The following is a 21,294-nucleotide window of genomic DNA, read 5'->3' as shown; positions in this document are numbered from 1 at the left end:
ATCAGGCGCTGTGGCGTTCTCGCGTGGCCCACCAACACAACAGCGAGCCTACGGTCACCAACACCGCCCCTTGCCAGAACTGTAGGTTCAGCGCCGCGCCCAGCCACACCGCGGCAAATGCCGAGGACAACACCGGAGCCGAATACGAGGCGGTGGCAAGCAGGGTGAGGTTGCCGCGCAGAATGCCGATGTTCCACAGCGCGTAACCACCGGCCATGGCGGTACTTGCGGCAATCAATTCCAGGCTGTTGCGCAGGTTGAAAGCAGGCAGAACTTCGTTGCTCAACGCGTATTTGCCCCATAGCACAAGCGCAGTCAGAGCGAAAAACAACACCACCAGATTTTGTCCGCCCGCATAGCGTCGAGTGATGTTGCAGTACAACGCAAACGTGATTGCGCAGGCCAACGCCAGGCTGTAGCTCAATGGATTGGATTGAACGTTGGCCACAATCGAATCAACGGAAAGGCCATTGCCACTGACCACCCAGACAATCCCGAACAATGCCAGCGCGGTCCCCGGCACAATCATCCAGCGCGCCTTTTGCCCGTTCATGACAATTGCCAACAGCACGGTCAGGCAGGGCCACAGGTAATTGACCACGCCCAACTCGATCGCCTGATGGCGGTTACTGGCAAAACCCAGCGCGAGAGACAGGCACACTTCATAGGCAACAAACAGCGCGCTGCCCCAGATCAGATAACGCCACGAGGTCGCGCGCAGTCGCGGTCGGCCGAGCAGGGCCACGAGCATCACGGCACCGAGAGAATAGATCAGCGCCGAACCACCCAGAGGGCCGAACATCTCGCTGACGCTGCGGATCAGGGCAGCGGCGGTGCTCCACAACAGGATCGCCAACAAGCCACAGGCTGTGGCGCCTCGCTCACTTCTGACTGACATCAACGTTCTCTATCGCGACGGTTTGTTCACTGCGCTGGCTGATCAGGCAGCGCCACACTTTCAGCTCAAACCGTGTCGTTGTTTCCAGTCTCCCGGATAAACCACGTAGCCAAACAATGCATGGCCGCCGTAAACGAGCTCGGTGCCTTCGGGAATCCACAGCATCTGTCCGGGTTCGACCCGATGATGCTCGCCGTTGGCCTTAAGCTCGAAGCAGCCTTCGATGACAAAGATGACTTCGTCATAGAGCAAAGTCCAGCTGACCTCGGCGCCTTCCCAGCGAGCGAAGCCGACGCCGAGATTCGGCGAGACTTCGTTGCTCAGCGCGCGAGCAACCATCGCGCCGCCGGGCGGGCCGCCGCGATGAACGAAGTCGAGGTCGCGATGGTCGATCCGCCGCACTGGGCCTTTTCCAGAGGCGCTGCTCACAGTTCGCTCCGGCTGTTCCACGCGGCCAGGCGGATGCGAGTGCGGACGCCCATCCCGAGTAACGGCTCGGGCGGATTGCGCGACGGCATGCCGGTGACATTGCGAATATCGCTCAGCGATTGCGAGTCGGCGCCGACGGCCAGATCTGCCAGCAGCGTCCCCGACACCGTGCCCCACGCAGCACCGACACCGTTGTCGCAAGCGGTCGCGTAGACACCGTCTTCCAGCTCACCGAAGAAGTTGGTGAAGTTGCGCGAGATCGCGTAGACGCCACCCCAGGTGTGGGTGAATTCAACGTTGGCCAGTTGCGGATAGCGCGACACCAGCGCCTTGCGATGCCCGGCGCGGATCTCTTGGCGAGTGCTGTCACTGACGCTTTTGCCGTAGCGCGGCACATGCTTGTAGGTGTTGCGGATCATCAAACGGCGATCCTGGGTCATGCGCACCGTGGTGCCAGCATGGTCGGCCGGCGTCAGGCCCCAGTCTGCCTGGATGCCGATGGCGTCCATTTCGGCCTGCGTCAGCGGGCGGGTCCAACTGGCAAACGTCATCACCGGCAACAGACGGCTGCGCAGATAGCCGAATTCCTGGGTGAAAATGCTCGTCCCCAACAACAGGCGCGGCGTGCGGATTTGCCCTTCGCGACCTTGCAACAGCCATTGGCCTTGAGCGTCACGTTGCAAACCCTGAATCGGCGATTCTTCGAGCAACTCGACGTTGCCCGGCAACGAATCAGCCAAACCGCGCACCAACGCCGCCGGTTGCATCAGATAGCTGCCCGGCGTGTACACCGCACGGCTGTAATGGCGAGTGCCGAGAACGTTGGCCAGTTCATGACCCTCGACACTGCGAAACGGCTCGCCGAGTTCGCGCATCAAGTGTTCGAAATGCTCGAGATACGCCAGGCCGCGCGCACCGACTGCACCCTGGTATTTACCGGCGTGGGACCATTGGCAGTTGATCCGGTGTTCCCCGATCAAGCGCTGCAACTGGGCGATGGCGGAACGGTTGAGGCCGAGCAGGCGCTGCTTGTGCGCGGGATCGGGATGTTCCAAGGCCATTTTGTGCGGCAAGTCGATGACGAAACCCGAGTTGCGTCCCGACGCGCCATAACCGACACGCTGAGCATCGACCAGCACAATGCGCGCATCGGGCTGGTGTTCGGCGAGTTGGCGGGCGGCGGCCAGTCCGGCGAAACCGGCGCCGATCACGGCGTAGTCGACCTGTTGCCGACCCGTCAACCGGCGTGGCGCGGCGGGCGCGGGCAGGGCGGCGTACCAGCCGCAGTCCTGGTCATCGTGTGGCAGGTGAATAGCGCGGTTGTTCATATTGTTGTTCTCAGGCCACGTTGGATTGAGCGAGTTGGCAGTTCTGCAGCCAAACGCTGCGTTGTTGCTGTGCCTGCCGACCGAGCAGGGCAAAGGCGCGCAGGGCACCGGCGTCGTCGTGAAACGCCGCGCTCATGCCGTCGGCAGTCGGTTCGATGCGCCATTCGCCTGTGCAATCGAACGGCACCGGCAGCAGGCACAACGGCGCCGCCGGGGTTTTCACCGTCACCGGCATCAGCGGATAACGCACGGCGGTCGGTTGGCCCAACAGGGTGCGGGCCAAGGCCTCGATGCCCTGATTGATCGGCGCCAGATACGGCAGCAGTTGCCCGTTTATCTCGATGCAGTCACCCAAGGCATAAATTCCCGGTGCGGACGTCTGCAGATAGTCGTCGACCTTGATCCCGCGTCCGCACTCCACGCCGCTGGCCATAGCCAGATCATGGTTGGGGCGCAGGCCGACTGCCGACAACACCAGATCAGCCTGATGCTTTTCACCGTTGGCCAGGCTTAGGTTGAAGCCATCTTTACGGCGATCGATGCGCTGCAAAGTGGTTGCCAAACTCCATTGCACGCCCAGATCGGTCAGGGCCTTTTGCAGATGCTCACCGGCCGCTTGCGGCAACAGGCGCTCCATCGGCCACGTGCCCAGGCCGATGACATGTACCTCGTAGCCACTGCTGGCCAGGTCGTTGGCAAACTCGCAGCCGATCAGTCCATCACCGAGAATAGCGATGCGCCGCACGCCTTCGAGTTGCGTACGGAAGGCCTGGTAATCGGCGAGGTTGTTGACGCTGACCATGGCCTGCGCATCGCCCTCGACCGGGATGCGAATTGGCGCCGCACCGCTGGCCAGCACCAATTGGCCGTAACTCATCTCGCCGAGATTGGTGTGCAGGCGTCGTGACTGCACGTCAATGCGCTCGACATGGCAGTGCGGGTAAATGCGAATGCCCAAGCGCTGCTCGATGGCCAACGGACTCTCACTGGCCAGGGCTGCCGCACTGCGCCCTTGAGCCAGAGCAATCGAGAGACCCGGTTTCGAGTACACATGCCCGCACTCACGGGTCAGCACGCGAATGTCAATGTTCGGATCCTGCTTGCGCAGCGCAGCTGCCAAACCATAACCGGCATGACCGCTGCCGATGATCACCACAGGGCCGGCAATAGCGGCCAAGGGTTTTGGTGCGACGGCGGGCGCGATCACCGGTTTGACGCCGACGGCGACGACCGGAGCCGGGCCTTCACTGATCTCGATCATCTCGAAATCACTTTTACCGACCTTGCACTCCGGGCACAGCCAGTCTTCGGGCACATCTTCCCACCGGGTACCGGCGAGGATGCCGTCCTCGGGCCAGCCGAGGGCTTCGTCGTAGATCAACCCGCAGATAATGCACAGCCACTTTTTCATGGTTCAGTCCTCACTCGCCCTGGATACGCACGGCCAGATTCTTGGTGCGCACATAGCTGTAGAGCGCTTCCTGACCTTTTTCGCGACCGTAGCCGGACAGGCCGACGCCACCGAATGGCGTCTCGATGCCGCCGGCATACCACTCGTTGATGAACACTTGCCCGGCGCGCAAACGTCGCGCGCAGCGCAGGGCACGGTTCAGATCCTGGGTGAAGACACCAGCCACCAGACCGAAATCCGTGCCGTTGGCCAAGGCAATCGCTTGTTCTTCGCTGTCGAACGGCATGATCGCCAGCACCGGGCCGAACACTTCGCTGCTGGCAATTTCCATGTCCGGGGTGACGTCGCAGAACACCGTCGGCTGCATGTAGTTGCCGTGGGTGCCGCTGACGGCTTCGCCACCGGCGACCACCCGCGCACCTTGCGCTTGCGCCCGTTGGCACATGGCTTCGATCCCGCGCAACTGGCCGGCGGAAATCACCGGGGTCAACTCGGCGTTTTCGACGCCCGGGCCAACCCGCAGATTGCGCGCCATGTCGGCGACTTGCTCGACCACTTCGGCGTAAATCGAGCGCTCCACCAGCAGTCGCGACATTGCCGAGCAAACTTGCCCGGCATTAAAGAAAATCCCACTGCGCACGCTGCTCAGCAGTTGCTCGCGATCAACATCGGAGAATGCCAGTGCGGCAGATTTGCCGCCCAGTTCCATCACACTCGGCACGGCGTTTTCAGCGGCGGCACGGAGGATGCTTTGCCCGGTCGGGACCGAGCCGGTGAAGACAATCTGGTCGACCTGCTTGTGTCCGGCCAGATAAGCCCCGACCTCGCGGCCTCGGCCACAGATCAGGTTGACCGCACCTTGTGGCAGACCGGCGCGCTCGATGGCTTGCATCAACACGCACAGACCCAGCGGCGAAAGCTCAGGCGATTTCACCACCACTGCATTGCCCGCCGCGAGGGCCGGTGCCAGTGAGCGCGCACAGATCGACACGGGGAAATTCCACGGCACGATCTGCAGGGAAACGCCCATCGGTTCGTACACGGTGAAATCCATGTAGCCGTGGCCCAGCGGCACGGAGATGCCTTCGATCTTGTCGGCCATCCCGGCGTAATACTCGAAGTACCGCGCCGCTTCGGTGAACTCGTCGCGAGCGTCGTTCAGGGGCTTGCCGTTTTCGGCGCAGAGAATCTGCGCGCCTTCATCGGCCACCAGACGAATCTGCCGGGCGATTTCCAGCAGCCAAGTGACGCGCTGCGCCGGCCGCACACGCGTCAGTTCGCCGCTGTCGGCGCAACGCCGGGCGGCTTGCAGCGCGCGCTCGGCATCAGCGACGCTGGCCTGGGCCATGGTTGCCACCGGCTGATTGTCCGCCGGGTTGAGAATGGTCAGTTGCTGATCGCTGTCGAGCCACTGTCCGTCGATGTAGTTGAGCCAATGTGTGGTGGTCATGGTGGTTCTCCGGCTCAGGCTGGTTTGACGGTGTCGAGCAACGAACGCGCGGCCCACTTGTGGAAGTAGTGAGTCGGCAGGTCCATTTCCGGCGAGAACGCGCCGCCGTTATAGCCCGGTGAGCTGCGACCTTTCTGCATGCCTTCAACCGAAGCGATGTCCTCGGCAAACACCACGCGCCAGGATTCCATCACCGCGTTGCGCGCGGCTTCGTAATGCGGGTCGAGCGCTTCGTCACCGACATAGAACAGGCGCAGGTGCTCGACGGTTTTGCCGGGGGCGATTGGCTCCAGCATCATCGCGAAGGCGTGGTCGGCCTGGATGCCCAGCAGCACGTTAGGGAAGAACGCCACGTATTCGGCGTTGCGCAGTCGGTCGGTCGGCCACGACGGGAACATCGGCAAATGCGTGCCGGCGACGTCCGAGAGGTTGTAGGCGTAGCTGCCCTGACCGGCGAACTGGTCGAAGAGAATGTTGTAGTGATCTTCCAGGCGCGAGTAGGTATTCAGGCTCGGGTGCACCCACGGCAGGTGATAGGCCTCGCAATAGTTCTCGACCGCGAGTTTCCAGTTGCAATTGACTTCGATCGCCATCGCACCGCTGTGGGCTTCGCGACGCATCAGACTCATGCCGTCGTCGCCGAGGAATTGCTTCCAGCGTTCAGTCAACGGGGCGAGGGCGTCTTCCAGTGGCGGGGCATCGCCGGACAGGTTGATGAAGACCATGTCCATCCAGATCGCACTGCGCAATGCTTTCAGACCGTGCTTTTCACAGGCGAAACGTTCGTCCTTGTGCTGGTTGATCCCGCCCACATGCGGCGTGCCGCGCAGGGCACCGTTCAGGTCATAAGTCCAGGAATGGTAAGGGCAGCGGATCATGCCTTGAATGGTCCCGGCCTCCTGCACCAGTTTCACGCCACGGTGGCTGCAGACGTTGTGGAACACCTGCACCTGGCCTTCGCGGTTGCGCATCATCAGCAGCGGCAGACCCATGAAATCGACTGGTTTGACGTAGGCATTGGTCGGCAGGTCAGAGGCAAAACCGATGCACGCCCAGTTCTTGCCCAGTACCTGATCACGGTCCATTTCGAAGTAGCGTTGTTCGGTATAGAAGTCGTTGGTCAGGCCGTGGGCGTGCTCGATAGGGGCGAGGACGTTTTCCAGGCTGTGGACGGGAATGAGGTTGGCGATGCCCATTATTGTTTTCTCCAGATCGCACGGTAGGTCGGCCTTTTCGGCCTGTTGTCTGGAGTGATTCTTCAGGGCGTGGCGGGTGGCGAACAAACCATTTTTCAACGCCGATTGATGAGAAAAAGTCATTTATGACGAGGTGAAAATTCTCGCGGATATTCATGCTGAAATCTCATTAATTCATGAGATTAAATGGTTTGTTGAGCGCTCAAGGCTCGCTCATTGTTGGCCGCGCAATGAGTGACAGACATTGCCTACAAAAAATCCCGTAAAGCGCTGTACTACAAAAACAAGGGAGACAGCTGATGCGTGCCACCAGTGGCCTTTTCAAAGGGCTCAATCCAACCGTGACTGTCGTGTCGGTCGCCATGGTCATTGCCTTCGTTCTGCTCTGCGCGTTGAAAGGCGATCAGGCAACCGTCGTGTTCAAGACCGCTTCCGATGCCATCCTCCACAACTTCAAATGGTTCTATCTCGCCTTGGTCAGCGGCCTGCTCGGCGTACTGCTGATGATTGCGTGCAGCCGATACGGCGCACTCAAACTGGGTCGAGAGCATGACGTTCCGGAGTTCAGTTTCAGCGCATGGATTGCGATGTTGTTCAGTGCCGGCATGGGCATTGGCTTGATCTTCTGGTCGGTCGCAGAACCGGTTCTGCACTACGCCAATAATCCCTTCGCACCCGGCCTGAGCGACGAAGCCGCCACCGTCGCGATGCGCCTGACCCTGTTCCACTGGGGTCTGCACCCGTGGGCGATCTTCACCATGATCGGTGTCAGCCTGGCGTATTTCGCCTACTGCAAAGGCTTGCCGCTGGCGCTGCGTTCGATTCTTTATCCGCTGATTGGCAAACGTATCTACGGGCCGATCGGCCATGTGGTGGACATCCTCGGCGTGGCGATCACCGCGTTCGGTGTGTCGCAGTCGCTGGGTCTTGGCGTGGTGCAGATCAACACCGGGTTGCATCAGGTGTTTCAGTTGCCGGTGAGTATCGGTTTTCAGCTGTCGATCATCGCCTTCGTCAGCTTGATTGCGGCGGTGTCGCTGGTAGCCGGATTGTCCAAGGGCATGAAGCGCCTGTCGACGCTGAACATGTGGATGTCGTTCGCCTTGATGCTGGTGGTGCTGTGGCTCGGTCCGACCCGTTACATCCTCAACTTTTTCTTCGAAGCTACGGGCGATTACGTTCAGCACATCGTCGGCCTGAGTTTCTGGACGGACACCCAGGCCGACAGTGGCTGGCAGAACAACTGGACCGCGTTCTACTGGCCATGGTGGATGACTTGGGGGCCGTTCGTGGGCTTGTTCATCGCGCGAATTTCCAAGGGCCGGACGATTCGCGAACTGATCCTCGGCGCGCTGGTGGTGCCGACGCTGGTGACCATTCTATGGATGTCGGTGTTCGGTGGCTCGGCCCTGAATGATGAGCAACAGGCCCGCCACGCCCATACACAATTGCCGGTGGCCGAGCAGGTTGAAGCAACGCCGTTTACTGGTGGCCCGGTGTTGCAGGCAACCCAGAAAGAAACCACCGCCGCGATGTTCACATTGCTGGAACGTCTCGACGGCCCGGTCACTGGCGGCATTCTTTGCGTGATCGTCTGCCTGCTGTTGGCGGTGCATTTCGTTACCGCCGCCGATGCCGGGACGCAAGTGCTGTGCATGCTCAACTCGGTGGGCAGCATCAATCCGCCGAACTGGATCCGCGTGCTGTGGTGCGTGCTGGAAGGGGCGATTGCTGGGGGATTGTTGTTGGCTGGTGGCCTGGTGGCGATTCAGATGGCAAGCATCATCATCGGTTTGCCCATTGCAGTGTTTCTGTTGGTCACTGGCTACAGCCTGCTGCGCAGCTTGCGCGCCGACACCATGAGTTCTGCGGAAGGATTGATGGTGATGCGTGCGACGGCCAATGAGCCGGTGGCGGCAGACAACAACGGTGCATTCGCGGCGGTGATGCCATCCCGAGAATTGGCATAAATCACCTTGCAGCGAACCCTTGAAAAAACCGGCGAATCATTCGCCGGTTTTTTTCAGCCGTTGATCGTTTCTGCGATGTGTTGCATCAACCATTGGCGGAAGCGGTTGACGCTTTGGCGATTGGCCGCGCGCCCGATGGGCTCCAACAAGCAGAATTGCGCCTCGGTGCGCAAATAAATATCCACGGGTTTGACCAGATTGCCGGCCTGCAAGTGATCGCCCATCAGGTTCGACCACGCCAGCGCGATCCCTTGGCCGGCCAGTGCCGATTGGATCAGCATCGAATAACTGTTGATGTTGATCCGCCGGCGCGGCTCCGGCACCGGGTAGCCCAGATGATTGAACCAATCCTTCCAGCCGATCCAGTCACTCTGCGGGTCTTCCAGCCATAACCAAGTGCATTCGCCGAGGTGCTGCGGGTCGGTGATTTGCGGGTGTTGCGCCAGATACGCCGGGCTGCACACCGGGAAAATCTCCTCGCTGAACAGCGGCGTCACCTGCATGTTCTTCGGTGGCTTGCTGCAGTAGTACAGCGCCAGATCACAATCCAGTCGTGAGAAGTCACTGATCTGATCCGTGGCAATAATGCGCAGGTCGATCTCTTCATGCTGCCGTTGAAACGCTGAAACCAGCGGCAGCAACCATAGCGATGCCATCGCCGTACTCGTCACCACGGTGACCTGCTGCGCGCCGCGCCAATGCCGCACGCCGGCGGTGGCATGGGCGATCTGTTGCAGATTTTCGCGGACGGTTTCGCAGTAACTCTTGCCGGTGACGGTCAGGTTGATTTCGCGGGTGGTGCGGGCGAACAAAGGCGTGCCCAGATAGTCTTCAAGCACACGGATCTGGCGGCTGATGGCGCCTTGGGTAACGTTGAGTTCACGAGCGGCCAGGGTAAAGCTCAAATGCCGAGCGGCGGCCTCGAATGCCACCAGGCTGTTGAGCGGTGGCAGGGGTTGCAGTTTCATCGGGCGATCACTTTCTTATAGGTTTTGTGCAGCGTGCGCCGATTGTGCAGAAGGCGTTCAAGGGCCGCCAGTTTTTTGTGACCGGGCAGTACCGGGTACGACAGATGGCTTATGCCAGCATTTCAGTGATCCACTGCGCCTCTCGATGAACGTCCGCGATTTTGTCTGCTGGCAACGCCTGCTGCGCGCGGGCGAGGTGGCTGAGGGTCTTCTGCTTGTGGTGAAGTTTGTGCTGCCATTTGATCAGGAATGCCGGGCTGCGCGTCTGCATCTGCAAGGGCCCAAAGTACAGTTCCTTGTCGGTGTAGCTGACCGCTTCGGCGCGTTCGGCGACGATGATTTCGTAGTCGAAGCGGCTTTCGCGCAGCACTTCCTCGCTGAGGATGCGGTAGCCGTTTTCCATCAACCACAGGCGCAACGGTTGCTCGCCGCCGTTGGGTTGCAGGATCAGACGCTCGTCACCGCTCAGGTGCGTTTTGCCGCTTTCGAGGATGTCGCGGATGGTTTCGCCGCCCATACCGCAGATGCTGATCGCGGTGATCCGGTCTTCGGCTTTGATCGCTGCCAGACCATTGGCCTGGCGCACGGTAATCTGCGCCTCCAGGTTGTTTTCGCGCACGGTGCGCTGCGCCGCACGAAACGGCGTCAACGCCACCTCGCCAGCCACCGCCGCGACAATCGCACCACGCCGCAGCAACGCCACCGGCAGATAACCGTGATCGGAACCAATATCGGCCAGCCGCGCGCCGGCCGGCACGTGCGCGGCCACACGTTCAAGGCGCATGGATAAAGTGTTTTCGTTCAACGACAACCCCTGATGTGCCTGATGCGTGCGGCATCGTGGGCGGGAAAAGGGGTGCGACTTTGTCGGGGTATGTCTGGCCTGTCAAATTCAGTCGACGAAATTGAATAATCAATTGGCAACGCTGAGCACTGAATGGATACAGGCGCTTGTTTCAGGTCGCGACGCCGAGGAGTTATCTTGTAATAGAAACCTGAACATCGAACTTCACATCCCTTCGTGACTAGTCAACAATGCGCGCTCTGTTCCGGGGTAGTTCAGCGGTGGAACGCTCGGCTCTGGACCGAGTGGGCGCTGGTTCGAATCCAGCCCCCGGACCCATTTTTACATTGCAGAGTCACAGGGAAGTATGTCCAGGCACGACAGTGAATTCGACGAGCGCGATGGAGTGAGTGCCGGTTATGCGGTGTTCCAGCTCTCGCGGGCGTTGACCGCTTCGCGGAACGATGCTGGTCAGCAGGCAAGAATTCGTATCGAACGCTGGCAACGGGTTATCGAACATCTGCGGCAGGGCAGCGCACTGTACGGTTCACGCGCGCCATTCGCCGATTTGCCGACGTGGGTCACGCTGGAAGTGGTGACAGGTGGATTTGCCACTGGGCGACTGCTGGCTGGTGGTGCTTTGACTGCCTACGAACGCCAGTTAGCCGCGTCGATTCCTGGCATTCGTGCCGGTCATGAACGGCTCGATCTGAATGCCTGGCATCTTTCAGATGCAGGAGTCGCAGCGCTGCAAGAGCGTTTGGCAAAAGGCGACTATCAAATCGATGTTCCGGAGGAGGCCGCACTGCTGACAGTGTCATGGCTTCTGCGGCATCAGCGTGATGACGAAGCGCGAACGCTGATCGAACAGATCGCACCTTTCTTCGAAAGCCTGCGTTTCTTCCCGTCTGCCGTTGACGAGCCACTGATTTCGACCGCTGAGGTGCATGTTTTTGATACCGCCAGTGTCAGGCAGCGGCTGACAGGGCGATTGGCTCAACCGCGTCTCGCTATTCAAAAACATGTTGTTGAAAACCGGCTACCTCTCTACGACGCGGCGGTCTCGCTGTTTATTTTGACGTATCAGGACGGCTGGCCTTGCAGACACTATCCTGACGGTTGGTTTGAGCGCGCAACCTTGCTCGGCAAGCAGATCGCTGAAACCTGTGGTGCTGAATTCAATAGTCAAAAACCCTTCAAGAACCGGGCAGCAGAACTGTTTGCTTTACTCGCTCAGAGTTCCCGTGATCAAACATCATTGACGGGCCGAGACGTCGGTCGCATCCGGCGAATTGTCGATGACTTTGTCGCCAAACATGGCCATCCCGAATCCTGCGCGCTCTCGATTAAACGAGAAGAGCAGCGAAATCACGTGGCTGCCCCCGGACATCATCTGATCGCCCATGCTGTAGCGCAGCGTCTGGAAAATTATCCGGGTGCGGACGGCGTCGCTGACTTTTCTCCGCTGCTGAAACCCATCACCGATGAGGAGGCCAAGTGTTACGCGCTGACCGTCGGGACGATTATTCCGCCTGCTATTCGCCGGCGCCTGGAGCGTTGCCGCAAGGGCACAATCGCCGAGCTGATTGGCCATGGCTTGATCTCCTCCGGCGATACTGTGGCGCGAGTTCTGCCTGCGATGACGGCTGAAATCTGTAGCGCCGGATATCGAGACGAGATGCTTCAGACACTGGGAGGTGCTACGTACCGTGCCTTCCGCCGTCGCCGGTCATCGTTGCTAGTCAATCTGCAAAGTCAGGTGAAAATTGCAGAGCTGCCTTGGGTAATGGCTTTAGAAAGTGAGCGTGAGACGAACGTCAACTCCATTACCGGCGCCAGACAAGCTCTGGTTGAAGCCTCCGCATTAACTCTCTCTGCGTTTCCGCAGGCGATTCTTCCTAACAAGTTACTGCAGGAATTTGTTTCTCTGGCTCAAACTGCTGAGTTGGACCTTCCCTTCGTCGAGGAAGTGGCTGCTGACATTTTCATGGGGACTTTCTCCAACAAATTTTCGAGAGCGGCCAGACAATCGGCCAAGCTGATCGCCGGAACGCTTTACGCCCGCTATTACGACATTGATACGGATGGACTGGCGTGCCTTCCCGATCACCACCGATCGCGGCGTAGGAAAAACAACTCTGACGCATTGGCGACGCTGTGCGCACAGCGAGCAAATGCCGCCCTAGGCACGTGGCAGCCAGCAGTCAACGGTACGATACTTGAACAGCAACAGATCCTGACAACACAAAACCTTGCGGTCTTGTTTGGCGAACTCGAGCTCAAAATACTGCTGCAACACCGTTTAAGTGCATTGGCGCTGTCGTGCTTTGAATGGATCTGCAAGCGCCACCAAACGCACTTATCCCTCTACCATGCTCGTCTGCTGATGTTGAAAAACACGGCGTATGCCTGGCGTCAGATGATTTTTTATCTGTCGATGCTGGATCGAGAGCTTTTGCATTCGGCTCTAGAAAGTCTTGAGGCGCATTTTGCGACGCAATCCAGTGAGTTCCGGGAAAGATTTCTGCCCGCCATGGTCGGGTTGCGTGTTGCCGCTGCAGGACATCGGCTGACGTTGAGTTGCCAAAAAGATGAGGGTGCAAAGGTTTTTTTGGGTTGGACCACTGAGCGACATTGGCTAATGCCCTCGTAACGCCTTTGTCTCCAGACCACAGGGAATCTCCCCGTGCATAAAAGCCTGCTCTCGAAAGCAGACTTTTGGACCAAGCTTCCGTTTCAAAAACGATTCAGCCTGTACGGTTCGCTGACTGGCAGGCTGCAGGCCTTTTGTACCACCGTGGCCAAAGCCATCCGCACAATCATCTCCGCCGTCACCGCCGCCTGCGTCAACCCCAGATGCTGATGCCCGAACGCAAGCAACACCTTGCCATCACACACCTGATCAATCACCGGCAACGAATCCGGCAGTGACGGACGAAAGCCCATCCACGGTGTCGCCGCTTCAGCATTCAGGTCTTTGCGAAACAACCCCTGACTCAACCGATGAAGCTGCCACGCACGCTCCATGCTTGGTGGCTTTTCCAGCCCCGCGAACTCGACCGTGCCGGCCAGGCGCAGGCCTTCGGTCATCGGCGTCATGATGAACTTGCGCTCCAGCGAGGTGACGGGGAAGGGCAGGCGCTCGTGTTCTTGCGGCAGCATCAGGTGGTAACCGCGCTCGGTGTCCAGCGGGACTTTTTTGCCGGTGAGTGCAGTGGTGAGTTTTGCCGAGTGGGCACCGCAGGCAATCAGCACGCGGCTTGCACTGATGTCGCCATTGCCGGTGATCAGCGAAACGCCGTGCTCCTGCACATAACCCCCTTGCACCTGTTGTTGCACGAAACTCACGCCACTGACTTGCGCCGCTTCGACCAGTTCGCAGACCACGCGATACGGATCGAGGAAATGCCCGGTGCGCGGGAAGAACAGGCCGCCCTGAATCTGTTCGCTGAGTTGTGGCGCGGTGTCGCGGATGGCGCTGGCTTGCCAGAAATCAACCGCCACTTGCTGCTGAGCCATACGGGCTTGCAGGGTTTCGATGGCTTGGCGGGATTCAGGTTTTTCGAACACCAGCAACGAGCCGTCGACCTTGAGCAGTTCAGGGCGCTGGATATCGCTGAGCAACCGCTGCCAGGCGTCGAGACTGCTTTCGTTGAGCGCACGCAATCCAGCCACGGTTTTCTGAAACGGCTCGGCGCGCAGGTTCAGCAACAACCGTGTAAACCACGGCAGAGCGCGGGGCAGGTATTTCCAATCGAGGCGCAGCGGGCCCATCGGGTCCATCAGCATCACCGGCAAGCGCTTGAGAATGGACGCGTCGGCAATCGGAAAGACCTGTTCGGTCGCCAGATGCCCGGCGTTGCCAAACGAGGCACCGTGGCCGGGTGGCTGCTGATCGATCACCACCACGCGCAAACCTTGGCGCGCGAGACGCAACGCGCAGGCGACGCCGATGATCCCGGCGCCGACCACTGCGATGTCGTACGAGAGGTTATTCGCCATGGTTCGAGGCTTCCCTTTGCCCGTCGAGCAAACGCCGCAAGTGCAGCGGATTGGCGTGTTTCAGTGCGCTCGGCAACAGGCTGTCGGGGAAATCCTGATAGCAGACCGGGCGCAGGAATCGCAGGATGGCGGCAGTGCCAACCGATGTCGTGCGGGCGTCGGAGGTGGCCGGGAAAGGCCCGCCATGCACCATGGCATCGCAGACTTCGACGCCTGTTGGCCAGCCGTTTACCAGCAGGCGACCGGCCTTGCGTTCCAGTGTCGGCAGCAAGGCGCGCGCCAATTCAAGATCAGCCTCGTCGAGGTGCAGAGTCGCGGTCAGTTGGCCTTCCAGATGCTCGGTGACCTGACGGATTTCATCTTCACTGCCGCATTGCACGATCAATGACGCCGCGCCGAACGCTTCGGCTTGCAGGGTGTGATCGGCGAGGAAATGCGCCGCTTCGGTGACGAACACATGGGCCTGACCCTGATTCATACCCGTACCGATTTGCCCGGCCGCAGCGATACGCGCGTTCGCGTTTTCGGCCAATGCATTCACGGCCGATTCGTAAGCCTTGAAGATTCCCGGGGTCAGCATCGTTTGCGCCGCACGCACCTCGACGAGTCTGGTGGTCGCATCAATAAACGCATCGAGAGCCGGCCCTTTGAGTGCGATCACCAGCCCCGGATTGGTACAAAACTGTCCGGCGCCCAGGGTCAGCGAACCGACAAACCCTTCAGCCAATGCCTGCGCACGGTTGTGCAACGCTGCCGGAAACAGCAGCACTGGATTGATCGAACTCATTTCCGCATACACCGGAATCGGCTCGGGCCGCGCCTGCGCCGCATGAATCAACGCCGGTCCACCGCTGCGCGAGCCGGTGAAACCGACGGCTTTGATGCGCGGATCGCTGACCAGCGCGATGCCGACCTCGCGCCCGGAACCGTACAACAAGGAAAACACGCCCTCTGGCAAACCGCAGGTTTTCACCGCCCGAGCCACCGCGCGGCCAACCAGTTCGCTGGTGCCGGGATGTGCGCTGTGCGCCTTGACCACCACCGGGCAACCAGCGGCCAGTGCCGAAGCGGTATCACCGCCCGCCACTGAAAATGCCAGGGGGAAATTGCTCGCGCCAAACACCGCCACCGGCCCCAGCGCGATCTGGCGCTGACGCAAGTCCGAACGCGGCATCGGCTGGCGTTGCGGCTGCGCGCTATCGACGCGCACATCCAGCCATTCACCGGCGCGCACCGTGCGCGCGAACATTTTTAATTGCTGGCACGTGCGCCCGCGCTCACCCATTAAACGCGGGTGGGGCAGGCCGGTTTCGGCGTGTGCGCGGTTGATCAGATCATCGCCAAGGGCTTCGATTTCCACGGCGATGCTTTCCAGAAATTCGGCGCGGGCATCCAGCGTGGTTTCGCGGTAAGCGTCCAGCGCCGCCCAAGCCAACGCGCAAGCCTGATCGACATGCTCGGCCGATCCACCGGCGTACGGCGGTTCCAGCGCTTGATCCGTGGCCGGGTCGATCCCGCGAATGGCTTCGCGGCTGCCCGCAACCGAGTGCTGCCCGATCAGCATATGGCCCGTCAGAGTCATGGTGTCTTCCTGATAAAAAAGGGAGGGCTGCCGCGAAACGCAACGTTTCGCGGCAGGAGAGAGCGGCTGTCAGGCGAAGTTCTGTTGCGCCGACCAGTTCTCGTACCAGTGACGGAACAGCGCGTACTGCTTCTCGGCATAACGCCGTTGCGAGTCGCTCAATACATCGGTTTCGTTGAAGTGCAGGGTGTATTCCTTGTCGCCGTTGAGCACCATCAGATGCTTGTAATACAGCACCAGATCGCAACCCTCATCGAACGACGACAGCACAGCCAGCGCCGACTCCAGTTCCCGCGCCTGCTGTCGGGCCTTCGCATCACCTTGGGCCGCCTTCTTGCTCAGCGCCACCAGTTGCAGCACCTCGCGGGGCAGGGCGTTGCCGATGCCGGTGATCGCGCCGGTGGCGTTGCAGTTGACGAAGCCGTGCACCACTTGCGTGTCGACGCCGACCATCAGGGTCACGTCATCGTCTTTGGAGGTGATGTTTTCGGCGGCGTAACGCAGGTCGGCACCGCCGCCGAATTCCTTGAAGCCGATCAGGTTCGGGTGTTCGCGGCGCAGTTCGAAGAACAAGTCAGCGCGGGTGGCAAAACCGTAATAAGGGCTGTTGTAAATCACCGCCGGCAAGTTCGGCGCCGCTTTTAGAATTGCCGCGAAGTGGGCCTTTTGCGCGGCGGGCGAAGCACCACGGGACAGCACGCGTGGAATCACCATCAGACCTTGCGCGCCGACTTTCGCTGCGTGCGCCGCGTGGGCAACCGCTTCACGGGAGTTCACCGCGCCGGTACCGACAATCGTTGGAATACCTGCCGCCACCAGACGCGCCACGCCTTCCTGACGCTCAGCCTCGGTCAGCAGCGGCCAGTCGCCCATCGAGCCGCAATACACCACGGCGCTCATGCCGATATCGATCAGCTCGCGCCCTTTGGCCACCAGTGCGTCGAAGTCCGGCTTGCGCTGGGCGGTGCATGGGGTCATCAGGGCCGGCATGCAACCGGTGAAGATGTTGTCGCTCATTGTTTTAACTCCTTGGCACATCATTCAAATTGAGGTGAAGAATCAGCGTGGGCGCTCAGATGCCCCACGCAAACGGGTCTGCTTCGTCGATCAGCAAGGTGCTGTCGGCGGTCATGTAGGCGCGGCCAGTGATGAACGGGCGAATGCGTTCGCCCTCCCATTCGAAGCGACCCTCGAACTGACTGCCGGTGATGCTCGCCTGCACCCAGATAGCGCCGGGCTGCAGCTTGTCGTCGGCGGCGAGGCAGGCGAGTTTGGCGCTGGTGCCGGTGCCGCACGGGGAGCGGTCGTAGGCTTTGCCGGGGCACATGACGAAGTTGCGGCTGTCGGCGCTGGCGTCATCGGCGAACAGTTCGATGTGGTCGATTACTGCGCCGTCTTCGCCGTAGATGCCTTGGTCTTCGAGGGCTTTGAGCATCGCCCAGGTGTAGGCGGTGAGGTGTTCTACGTTGTCCATCGTCAGCGTCTGGCCGTGCTCGGACACCAGGAAAAACCAGTTGCCGCCGTAGGCGATGTCACCGAAGACGCGGCCGAATCCCGGCACGTCCACGGGCACTTGTTTGCGATGACGGTAAGCGGGGACGTTGCCCAGCGTGACGGAGCCATCGTCATGCAGCGTGGCGCTGACCGGGCCGACTGGAGTGTCGATCTTGTGCACGCCCGGTTGGATTTTCCCCAGGTATTGCAGCGAGTTGATCAGACCGATGGTGCCGTGGCCGCACATGCCGAGGTAGCCGGCGTTGTTGAAGAAAATCACCCCGCACGTGGCGTCCTGTGAGACCGGCGCGCAATACAACGCGCCGACCAGCACATCGTTACCGCGCGGTTCGAGCAAGCAGGCGCGGCGCCAGTCATCATGTTGATTGCGCAGGGCATCGCGCTTTTCCACCATGCTGTGGCCGGGCAGATCCGGGAAACCGCTCATCACCAGACGCGTGGGTTCACCGCCGGTGTGGGAATCAATGACGTGTACTCGTTTCATGAACAACTCCCGTTGGGTGATTCAGTAAGCGCCGGCAGGGCGCGCGGACGCGGTCGAGACAGGTGCGGCGACTTCGCTTTCTTCGTCGTCTTCTTCAAGGCGCAGCAGGTGCGCGGGCACACCGGTCGCGGCGCCCCAGTAATAAATGCCAGTGGCACAAGCCGCGACGACGATAGTGTCAAAGGGGTGAGTGAGGATGCCGAGGCCGCCGAAGGTGCCGAGTTTCGACAGGACGATGGTCACCGCGTAGAAGGCGATCAGCCACGCCGACGAGCGCACCTGGCTGGCCAGATTGAGGTGGGCGGTTGGCACAAAACGGCCGCACAGCAGATACACAACGAACATCAGAATTTGCAGGCCAAGCAGCCAGGACACGGTGTTCCAGCCTGACCAGTAGACGATCAACGCAGCAATGATGAACGACACCGGCCCAAGCACGCCCATGCACTTGACCCGAAACGGGCGCGGCATGTCCGGCGCGTTGCGACGCAGCGCTGCGACGGAAACGGGGGCCACGGCGTAGCTCAACACCAATGCAGCGGAGACCACGTTGATCAGCGCTTCCCACGACGGGAACGGCAGGGTCCAGAACACCGAGAGGGCGAAGGTCAGCCACAGCGCCGGACGCGGAATGCCGGACTTTTCATCGATGTGGGTGAACACCTTGAAGAAGGTGCCGGTCTGCGCCCAGCCGTAAATCACCCGCGGAGTGGCGTTCATGTAGATGTTGCCGCAGCCGCTCGGCGAGATCACCGCGTCGGCGACCACCAGATACGCCAGCCAGCCCACACCCAGTGCCAACGCGATGTCGCGATACGGCAGAGCGAATTCCTTGCTGATCCCGGCCCAGCCGTTGGCGAGCATTTCCGTCGGGATGCTGCCGAGAAAGGCGATTTGCAGCAGCACATAAATCAGTGTCGACAGCAGCACCGAGAGGATCAGGGCGATGGGAATGGTGCGCTGCGGGTTCTTCACTTCACTGGCCACCGAGATGATCGGGGTCAGCCCCAGATAAGCGAAAATCACGCCACCCGCCGACACTGCCATTTCGATACCGGACAAGCCGAACGGCGCGAAACCTTGCACTTGAAAATTAGCCGGTTTGAAAAAGGTGAACAGCACCCCGATCACCAGCAGCGGCACGATGAACTTGAACACGCTGACCAGATTGTTGGCCTTAGCGAAGGTCTTCACGCTGCGGTAGTTGAGCAGGAAAAACACGCACAGCAGCGCGAACTGCACCATCCAGCCGAGGATCGTCGGATCGCCACTGCCAGCCTTGGTCAGGCCGGGAAACCACGCCGCCGCGTATTGACGCGAGGCAACCACTTCAATCGCGACCAGACTGGAAAACGCGATCAGGGTGATGAAGCCCATCAAATAACCGAGCAGCGGCCCGTGGGAGTAAACCGGATAACGCACCACACCGCCGGCACGCGGTAACGCCGCGCCCAGTTCGCAGTAAACGATGCCCAGCAACAGCACGGCAAAACCGCCCAGCAGCCAGGAGAAAATCCCCGCCGGCCCGGCAATCGCGGACACATGACTGGCCGCGAACAGCCAGCCGGAGCCGAAAATCGCGCCGAGTCCGATAAATGTGAGGTCGATCAGTGAAAGCTGTTTTTTGAACTTGCCTTGGCCTGACATGGCATCGCCTTCTTGTGAGTTATTGGATAGGCAGTTGTGTCACTGGGACGGCCAGACTTTGAACTCATCGAGGGCATGGCGATTGATGTTTTGCGCTGGGTTGGATGACGAAATCAGCACAATCGGGTTGATCGGACGCGGTCCTCGACATGACTTCATTGATCCTGCAATCTGCACGCAAACGCCGCAGGGCGGGCTTTTGGCCAATCCACGTTACGAGGGGGTTGTTTGATGCAGCAGGCGTTTTCGATCTTGGCCCAAGGCGTTGACGGCCATCGCCCGCAGACCCTTGAGGAGCTGTTGGCCGGCGCGGCACTGCTGTTGCCGATGCTCGACGTGATCCCCAACGCGGCGATTTTCATCAAGGATGTGCAGGCGCGTTACGTCCTCGCCAACCGCACGCTGGTGCAACGCTGTGGCTTGAAGGATTTGCGTCCGTTGCTCGGCAAAACCAGTGCGCAGGTGTTCCCGGCGCAACTGGGGCCGGGTTATACCGAGCAGGATCGCAAGGTGCTGGAAGAGGGGTTTGTGCTGGAGGATCAGCTGGAGCTGCATTTGTACGGCAGCCGCGAACCGGGCTGGTGCCTGACCCATAAGCATCCGCTGTACAACCGCGACGGACATATCATTGGTTTGGCCGGCATCTCCGTCGATCTGCAATCAGCCAGCGAAACCCATCCGGCGTTCGAACGGCTGGCCGCCGTCGATGAGCATATTCGGGCGAATTTCAATCGCCGGGTGACCCTCGGCGAGCTGACGCGAATTGCCGGAATTTCCGTCGCGCAACTGGAGCGCTACTGCAAGCGCGTGTTCCATCTGACGCCACGGCAAATGATCCAGAAAGTGCGCCTCGAACACGCGCATCGGTTACTGCATTCGGACCTGCCGATCACCGAGGTCGCGCTGCAATGCGGTTACACCGATCACAGCGCCTTCACCCGCCAGTTCAAGGCCTCGACCGGCTTCACTCCACGCCAATATCGCCAAGCGACCGGGCATTAGACCAATACCGTCAACCACGCCGACACCAGCAGCAAAAAGGCCAGCACCGCATTCATGCGCTTGAATGCCTGCGCTGAGCCGATCAATCGCCTGCTGCCCACGCCCAGCAGCGCCCACAACGTCATGCATGGCAACGACACCAGCAAAAACGCCAGCGACAGCACCATCAGTCGCAACGTCTTGTCGCCACCACCGAGAAACACGCTGACCACCGCCATGGCCATCATCCATACCTTGGGGTTGACCAGTTGCAGCATCGCCGCGCCGAACACGCTCAAGCCTTGTTCTTGCGGCTCGGCCGGGTCGAGTGATGGCGGCGCGCTGCGAAAGATCTGCCAGGCCAGCCAGCTCAGCCAGAGCACACCGGCCCAGGCCATGGCTTGCTGCACACGGGGAAAGCGCAGCAGTGTTTCGCCAGCGCCGAGGCCCACTACCAATACAATCAACGCCGCCGCTGCGCAGGCGCCAAAAATGATCGGCAATGTGGCGAGCAAGCCTTGGCGAGAGCTATGGCTGAGTACCAGGATATTGGTCGGCCCCGGGGTGATCGAAGCAACGAATGCAAACAGCAGGAAGGGCAGTAATGACGCCATGGTTCGGATTCCCTGAAAGTGAAAACAGGGGGCCA

General features: G+C 60.4%; 17 protein-coding genes, 1 tRNA gene and 1 pseudogene. 4 read left to right on the top strand and 15 right to left on the bottom strand.

Annotation, left to right across the window (positions count from 1 at the left end; translation table 11 throughout):
* Window position 1: 1 nt before the first annotated feature.
* The 7 genes and pseudogenes from yddG to ACQ4OE_RS05520 form a co-directional block, all read right to left on the bottom strand.
* Window positions 2–898: an aromatic amino acid DMT transporter YddG gene (yddG, locus tag ACQ4OE_RS05550; protein ID WP_430946024.1), complete on the bottom strand. Its 897-nt coding sequence runs from the start codon at window positions 896–898 to the stop codon at window positions 2–4.
* 60 nt (window positions 899–958) lie between these two features.
* Window positions 959–1,327, bottom strand: a complete 369-nt coding sequence (locus tag ACQ4OE_RS05545; protein WP_430946023.1) for an ethanolamine utilization protein EutQ — start codon at window positions 1,325–1,327, stop codon at window positions 959–961.
* Entirely contained in the window at window positions 1,324–2,655 is a 1,332-nt protein-coding gene (locus ACQ4OE_RS05540; RefSeq protein ID WP_430946022.1) for an NAD(P)/FAD-dependent oxidoreductase, read from the bottom strand. The genes ACQ4OE_RS05545 and ACQ4OE_RS05540 overlap by 4 nt, the downstream gene beginning before the upstream one ends.
* 10 nt (window positions 2,656–2,665) lie before the next feature.
* Entirely contained in the window at window positions 2,666–3,916 is a 1,251-nt protein-coding gene (locus tag ACQ4OE_RS05535; protein WP_430946052.1) for an FAD-dependent oxidoreductase, read from the bottom strand.
* Window positions 3,905–4,066: pseudogene (locus tag ACQ4OE_RS05530) on the bottom strand (rubredoxin); the annotation flags it as partial. The pseudogene ACQ4OE_RS05530 and the gene ACQ4OE_RS05535, both read right to left, overlap by 12 nt.
* Before the next feature lie 10 nt (window positions 4,067–4,076).
* Entirely contained in the window at window positions 4,077–5,516 is a 1,440-nt protein-coding gene (locus tag ACQ4OE_RS05525) for an aldehyde dehydrogenase family protein (protein ID WP_430946021.1), read from the bottom strand.
* Window positions 5,517–5,530: 14 nt separating this feature from the next.
* On the bottom strand, window positions 5,531–6,712 hold the full coding sequence (locus tag ACQ4OE_RS05520; protein ID WP_430946020.1) for an aromatic ring-hydroxylating oxygenase subunit alpha: 1,182 nt from the start codon (window positions 6,710–6,712) through the stop codon (window positions 5,531–5,533).
* A 299-nt stretch (window positions 6,713–7,011) separates the two neighbouring features.
* On the opposite strand from ACQ4OE_RS05520, the gene ACQ4OE_RS05515 reads away from it, so the two are divergent.
* A complete protein-coding gene (locus tag ACQ4OE_RS05515; RefSeq protein ID WP_430946019.1) occupies window positions 7,012–8,682 on the top strand; it encodes a BCCT family transporter in 1,671 nt (556 codons plus the stop codon).
* A gap of 53 nt (window positions 8,683–8,735) precedes the next feature.
* Here ACQ4OE_RS05515 and ACQ4OE_RS05510 read toward each other — a convergent pair whose 3' ends face one another.
* Entirely contained in the window at window positions 8,736–9,650 is a 915-nt protein-coding gene (locus ACQ4OE_RS05510; protein ID WP_430946018.1) for a LysR substrate-binding domain-containing protein, read from the bottom strand.
* Between the two features lie 109 nt (window positions 9,651–9,759).
* On the bottom strand, window positions 9,760–10,455 hold the full coding sequence (locus ACQ4OE_RS05505) for a tRNA (adenine(22)-N(1))-methyltransferase (RefSeq protein ID WP_430946017.1): 696 nt from the start codon (window positions 10,453–10,455) through the stop codon (window positions 9,760–9,762).
* A 243-nt stretch (window positions 10,456–10,698) separates the two neighbouring features.
* Here ACQ4OE_RS05505 and ACQ4OE_RS05500 point away from each other — a divergent pair.
* A tRNA-Gln gene (locus tag ACQ4OE_RS05500) sits at window positions 10,699–10,773 on the top strand.
* Between the two features lie 28 nt (window positions 10,774–10,801).
* Window positions 10,802–13,087 (top strand): hypothetical protein, encoded by a 2,286-nt coding sequence (locus tag ACQ4OE_RS05495; RefSeq protein ID WP_430946016.1) that lies wholly within the window; start codon window positions 10,802–10,804, stop codon window positions 13,085–13,087.
* A gap of 83 nt (window positions 13,088–13,170) precedes the next feature.
* On the opposite strand, the gene ACQ4OE_RS05490 is transcribed toward ACQ4OE_RS05495, so the two are convergent.
* From ACQ4OE_RS05490 to ACQ4OE_RS05470, 5 genes are all read right to left on the bottom strand, one after another.
* Window positions 13,171–14,436: an FAD-dependent oxidoreductase gene (locus ACQ4OE_RS05490; RefSeq protein ID WP_430946015.1), complete on the bottom strand. Its 1,266-nt coding sequence runs from the start codon at window positions 14,434–14,436 to the stop codon at window positions 13,171–13,173.
* On the bottom strand, window positions 14,426–16,018 hold the full coding sequence (locus tag ACQ4OE_RS05485; RefSeq protein WP_430946014.1) for an aldehyde dehydrogenase (NADP(+)): 1,593 nt from the start codon (window positions 16,016–16,018) through the stop codon (window positions 14,426–14,428). Before ACQ4OE_RS05485 ends, ACQ4OE_RS05490 begins: the two co-directional genes overlap by 11 nt.
* A gap of 69 nt (window positions 16,019–16,087) precedes the next feature.
* The gene (locus ACQ4OE_RS05480; RefSeq protein WP_430946013.1) at window positions 16,088–17,035 is read right to left on the bottom strand and encodes a dihydrodipicolinate synthase family protein; all 948 of its coding nucleotides are present in this window, start codon (window positions 17,033–17,035) and stop codon (window positions 16,088–16,090) included.
* A gap of 55 nt (window positions 17,036–17,090) precedes the next feature.
* Window positions 17,091–18,017, bottom strand: coding sequence for a 4-hydroxyproline epimerase (locus tag ACQ4OE_RS05475; RefSeq protein ID WP_430946012.1), 927 nt, complete (start codon window positions 18,015–18,017; stop codon window positions 17,091–17,093).
* A gap of 21 nt (window positions 18,018–18,038) precedes the next feature.
* Window positions 18,039–19,664: an APC family permease gene (locus ACQ4OE_RS05470; protein WP_430946011.1), complete on the bottom strand. Its 1,626-nt coding sequence runs from the start codon at window positions 19,662–19,664 to the stop codon at window positions 18,039–18,041.
* A gap of 231 nt (window positions 19,665–19,895) precedes the next feature.
* On the opposite strand from ACQ4OE_RS05470, the gene ACQ4OE_RS05465 reads away from it, so the two are divergent.
* Complete coding sequence (locus tag ACQ4OE_RS05465) at window positions 19,896–20,666, top strand: helix-turn-helix domain-containing protein (protein WP_430946010.1); 771 nt, start codon at window positions 19,896–19,898, stop codon at window positions 20,664–20,666.
* On the opposite strand, the gene ACQ4OE_RS05460 is transcribed toward ACQ4OE_RS05465, so the two are convergent.
* A complete protein-coding gene (locus ACQ4OE_RS05460; RefSeq protein ID WP_122595546.1) occupies window positions 20,663–21,259 on the bottom strand; it encodes a LysE family translocator in 597 nt (198 codons plus the stop codon). The two genes, ACQ4OE_RS05465 and ACQ4OE_RS05460, sit on opposite strands and share 4 nt — an antisense overlap.
* Between the last annotated feature and the right edge of the window lie 35 nt (window positions 21,260–21,294).

Origin of the sequence: Pseudomonas sp. WC2 (assembly GCF_050586545.1) — a bacterium.
Taxonomy (GTDB): Bacteria; Pseudomonadota; Gammaproteobacteria; order Pseudomonadales; family Pseudomonadaceae; genus Aquipseudomonas.
The sequence above is the reverse complement of the archived record's forward strand: the minus strand, read 5'-3'. Positions and strand labels throughout refer to the sequence as shown.

Bases quoted from the DNA above. Each gene is read 5' to 3' on its own strand.
- yddG (WP_430946024.1), bottom strand. From the start codon at position 898: ATGTCAGTCAGAAGTGAGCGAGGCGCCACAGCCTGTGGCTTGTTGGCG.
- ACQ4OE_RS05540 (WP_430946022.1), bottom strand. From the start codon at position 2,655: ATGAACAACCGCGCTATTCACCTGCCACACGATGACCAGGACTGCGGC.
- ACQ4OE_RS05535 (WP_430946052.1), bottom strand. From the start codon at position 3,916: ATGATCGAGATCAGTGAAGGCCCGGCTCCGGTCGTCGCCGTCGGCGTC.
- ACQ4OE_RS05525 (WP_430946021.1), bottom strand. From the start codon at position 5,516: ATGACCACCACACATTGGCTCAACTACATCGACGGACAGTGGCTCGAC.
- ACQ4OE_RS05520 (WP_430946020.1), bottom strand. From the start codon at position 6,712: ATGGGCATCGCCAACCTCATTCCCGTCCACAGCCTGGAAAACGTCCTC.
- ACQ4OE_RS05515 (WP_430946019.1), top strand. From the start codon at position 7,012: ATGCGTGCCACCAGTGGCCTTTTCAAAGGGCTCAATCCAACCGTGACT.
- ACQ4OE_RS05510 (WP_430946018.1), bottom strand. From the start codon at position 9,650: ATGAAACTGCAACCCCTGCCACCGCTCAACAGCCTGGTGGCATTCGAG.
- ACQ4OE_RS05495 (WP_430946016.1), top strand. From the start codon at position 10,802: ATGTCCAGGCACGACAGTGAATTCGACGAGCGCGATGGAGTGAGTGCC.
- ACQ4OE_RS05490 (WP_430946015.1), bottom strand. From the start codon at position 14,436: ATGGCGAATAACCTCTCGTACGACATCGCAGTGGTCGGCGCCGGGATC.
- ACQ4OE_RS05485 (WP_430946014.1), bottom strand. From the start codon at position 16,018: ATGACTCTGACGGGCCATATGCTGATCGGGCAGCACTCGGTTGCGGGC.
- ACQ4OE_RS05480 (WP_430946013.1), bottom strand. From the start codon at position 17,035: ATGAGCGACAACATCTTCACCGGTTGCATGCCGGCCCTGATGACCCCA.
- ACQ4OE_RS05475 (WP_430946012.1), bottom strand. From the start codon at position 18,017: ATGAAACGAGTACACGTCATTGATTCCCACACCGGCGGTGAACCCACG.
- ACQ4OE_RS05470 (WP_430946011.1), bottom strand. From the start codon at position 19,664: ATGTCAGGCCAAGGCAAGTTCAAAAAACAGCTTTCACTGATCGACCTC.
- ACQ4OE_RS05465 (WP_430946010.1), top strand. From the start codon at position 19,896: ATGCAGCAGGCGTTTTCGATCTTGGCCCAAGGCGTTGACGGCCATCGC.
- ACQ4OE_RS05460 (WP_122595546.1), bottom strand. From the start codon at position 21,259: ATGGCGTCATTACTGCCCTTCCTGCTGTTTGCATTCGTTGCTTCGATC.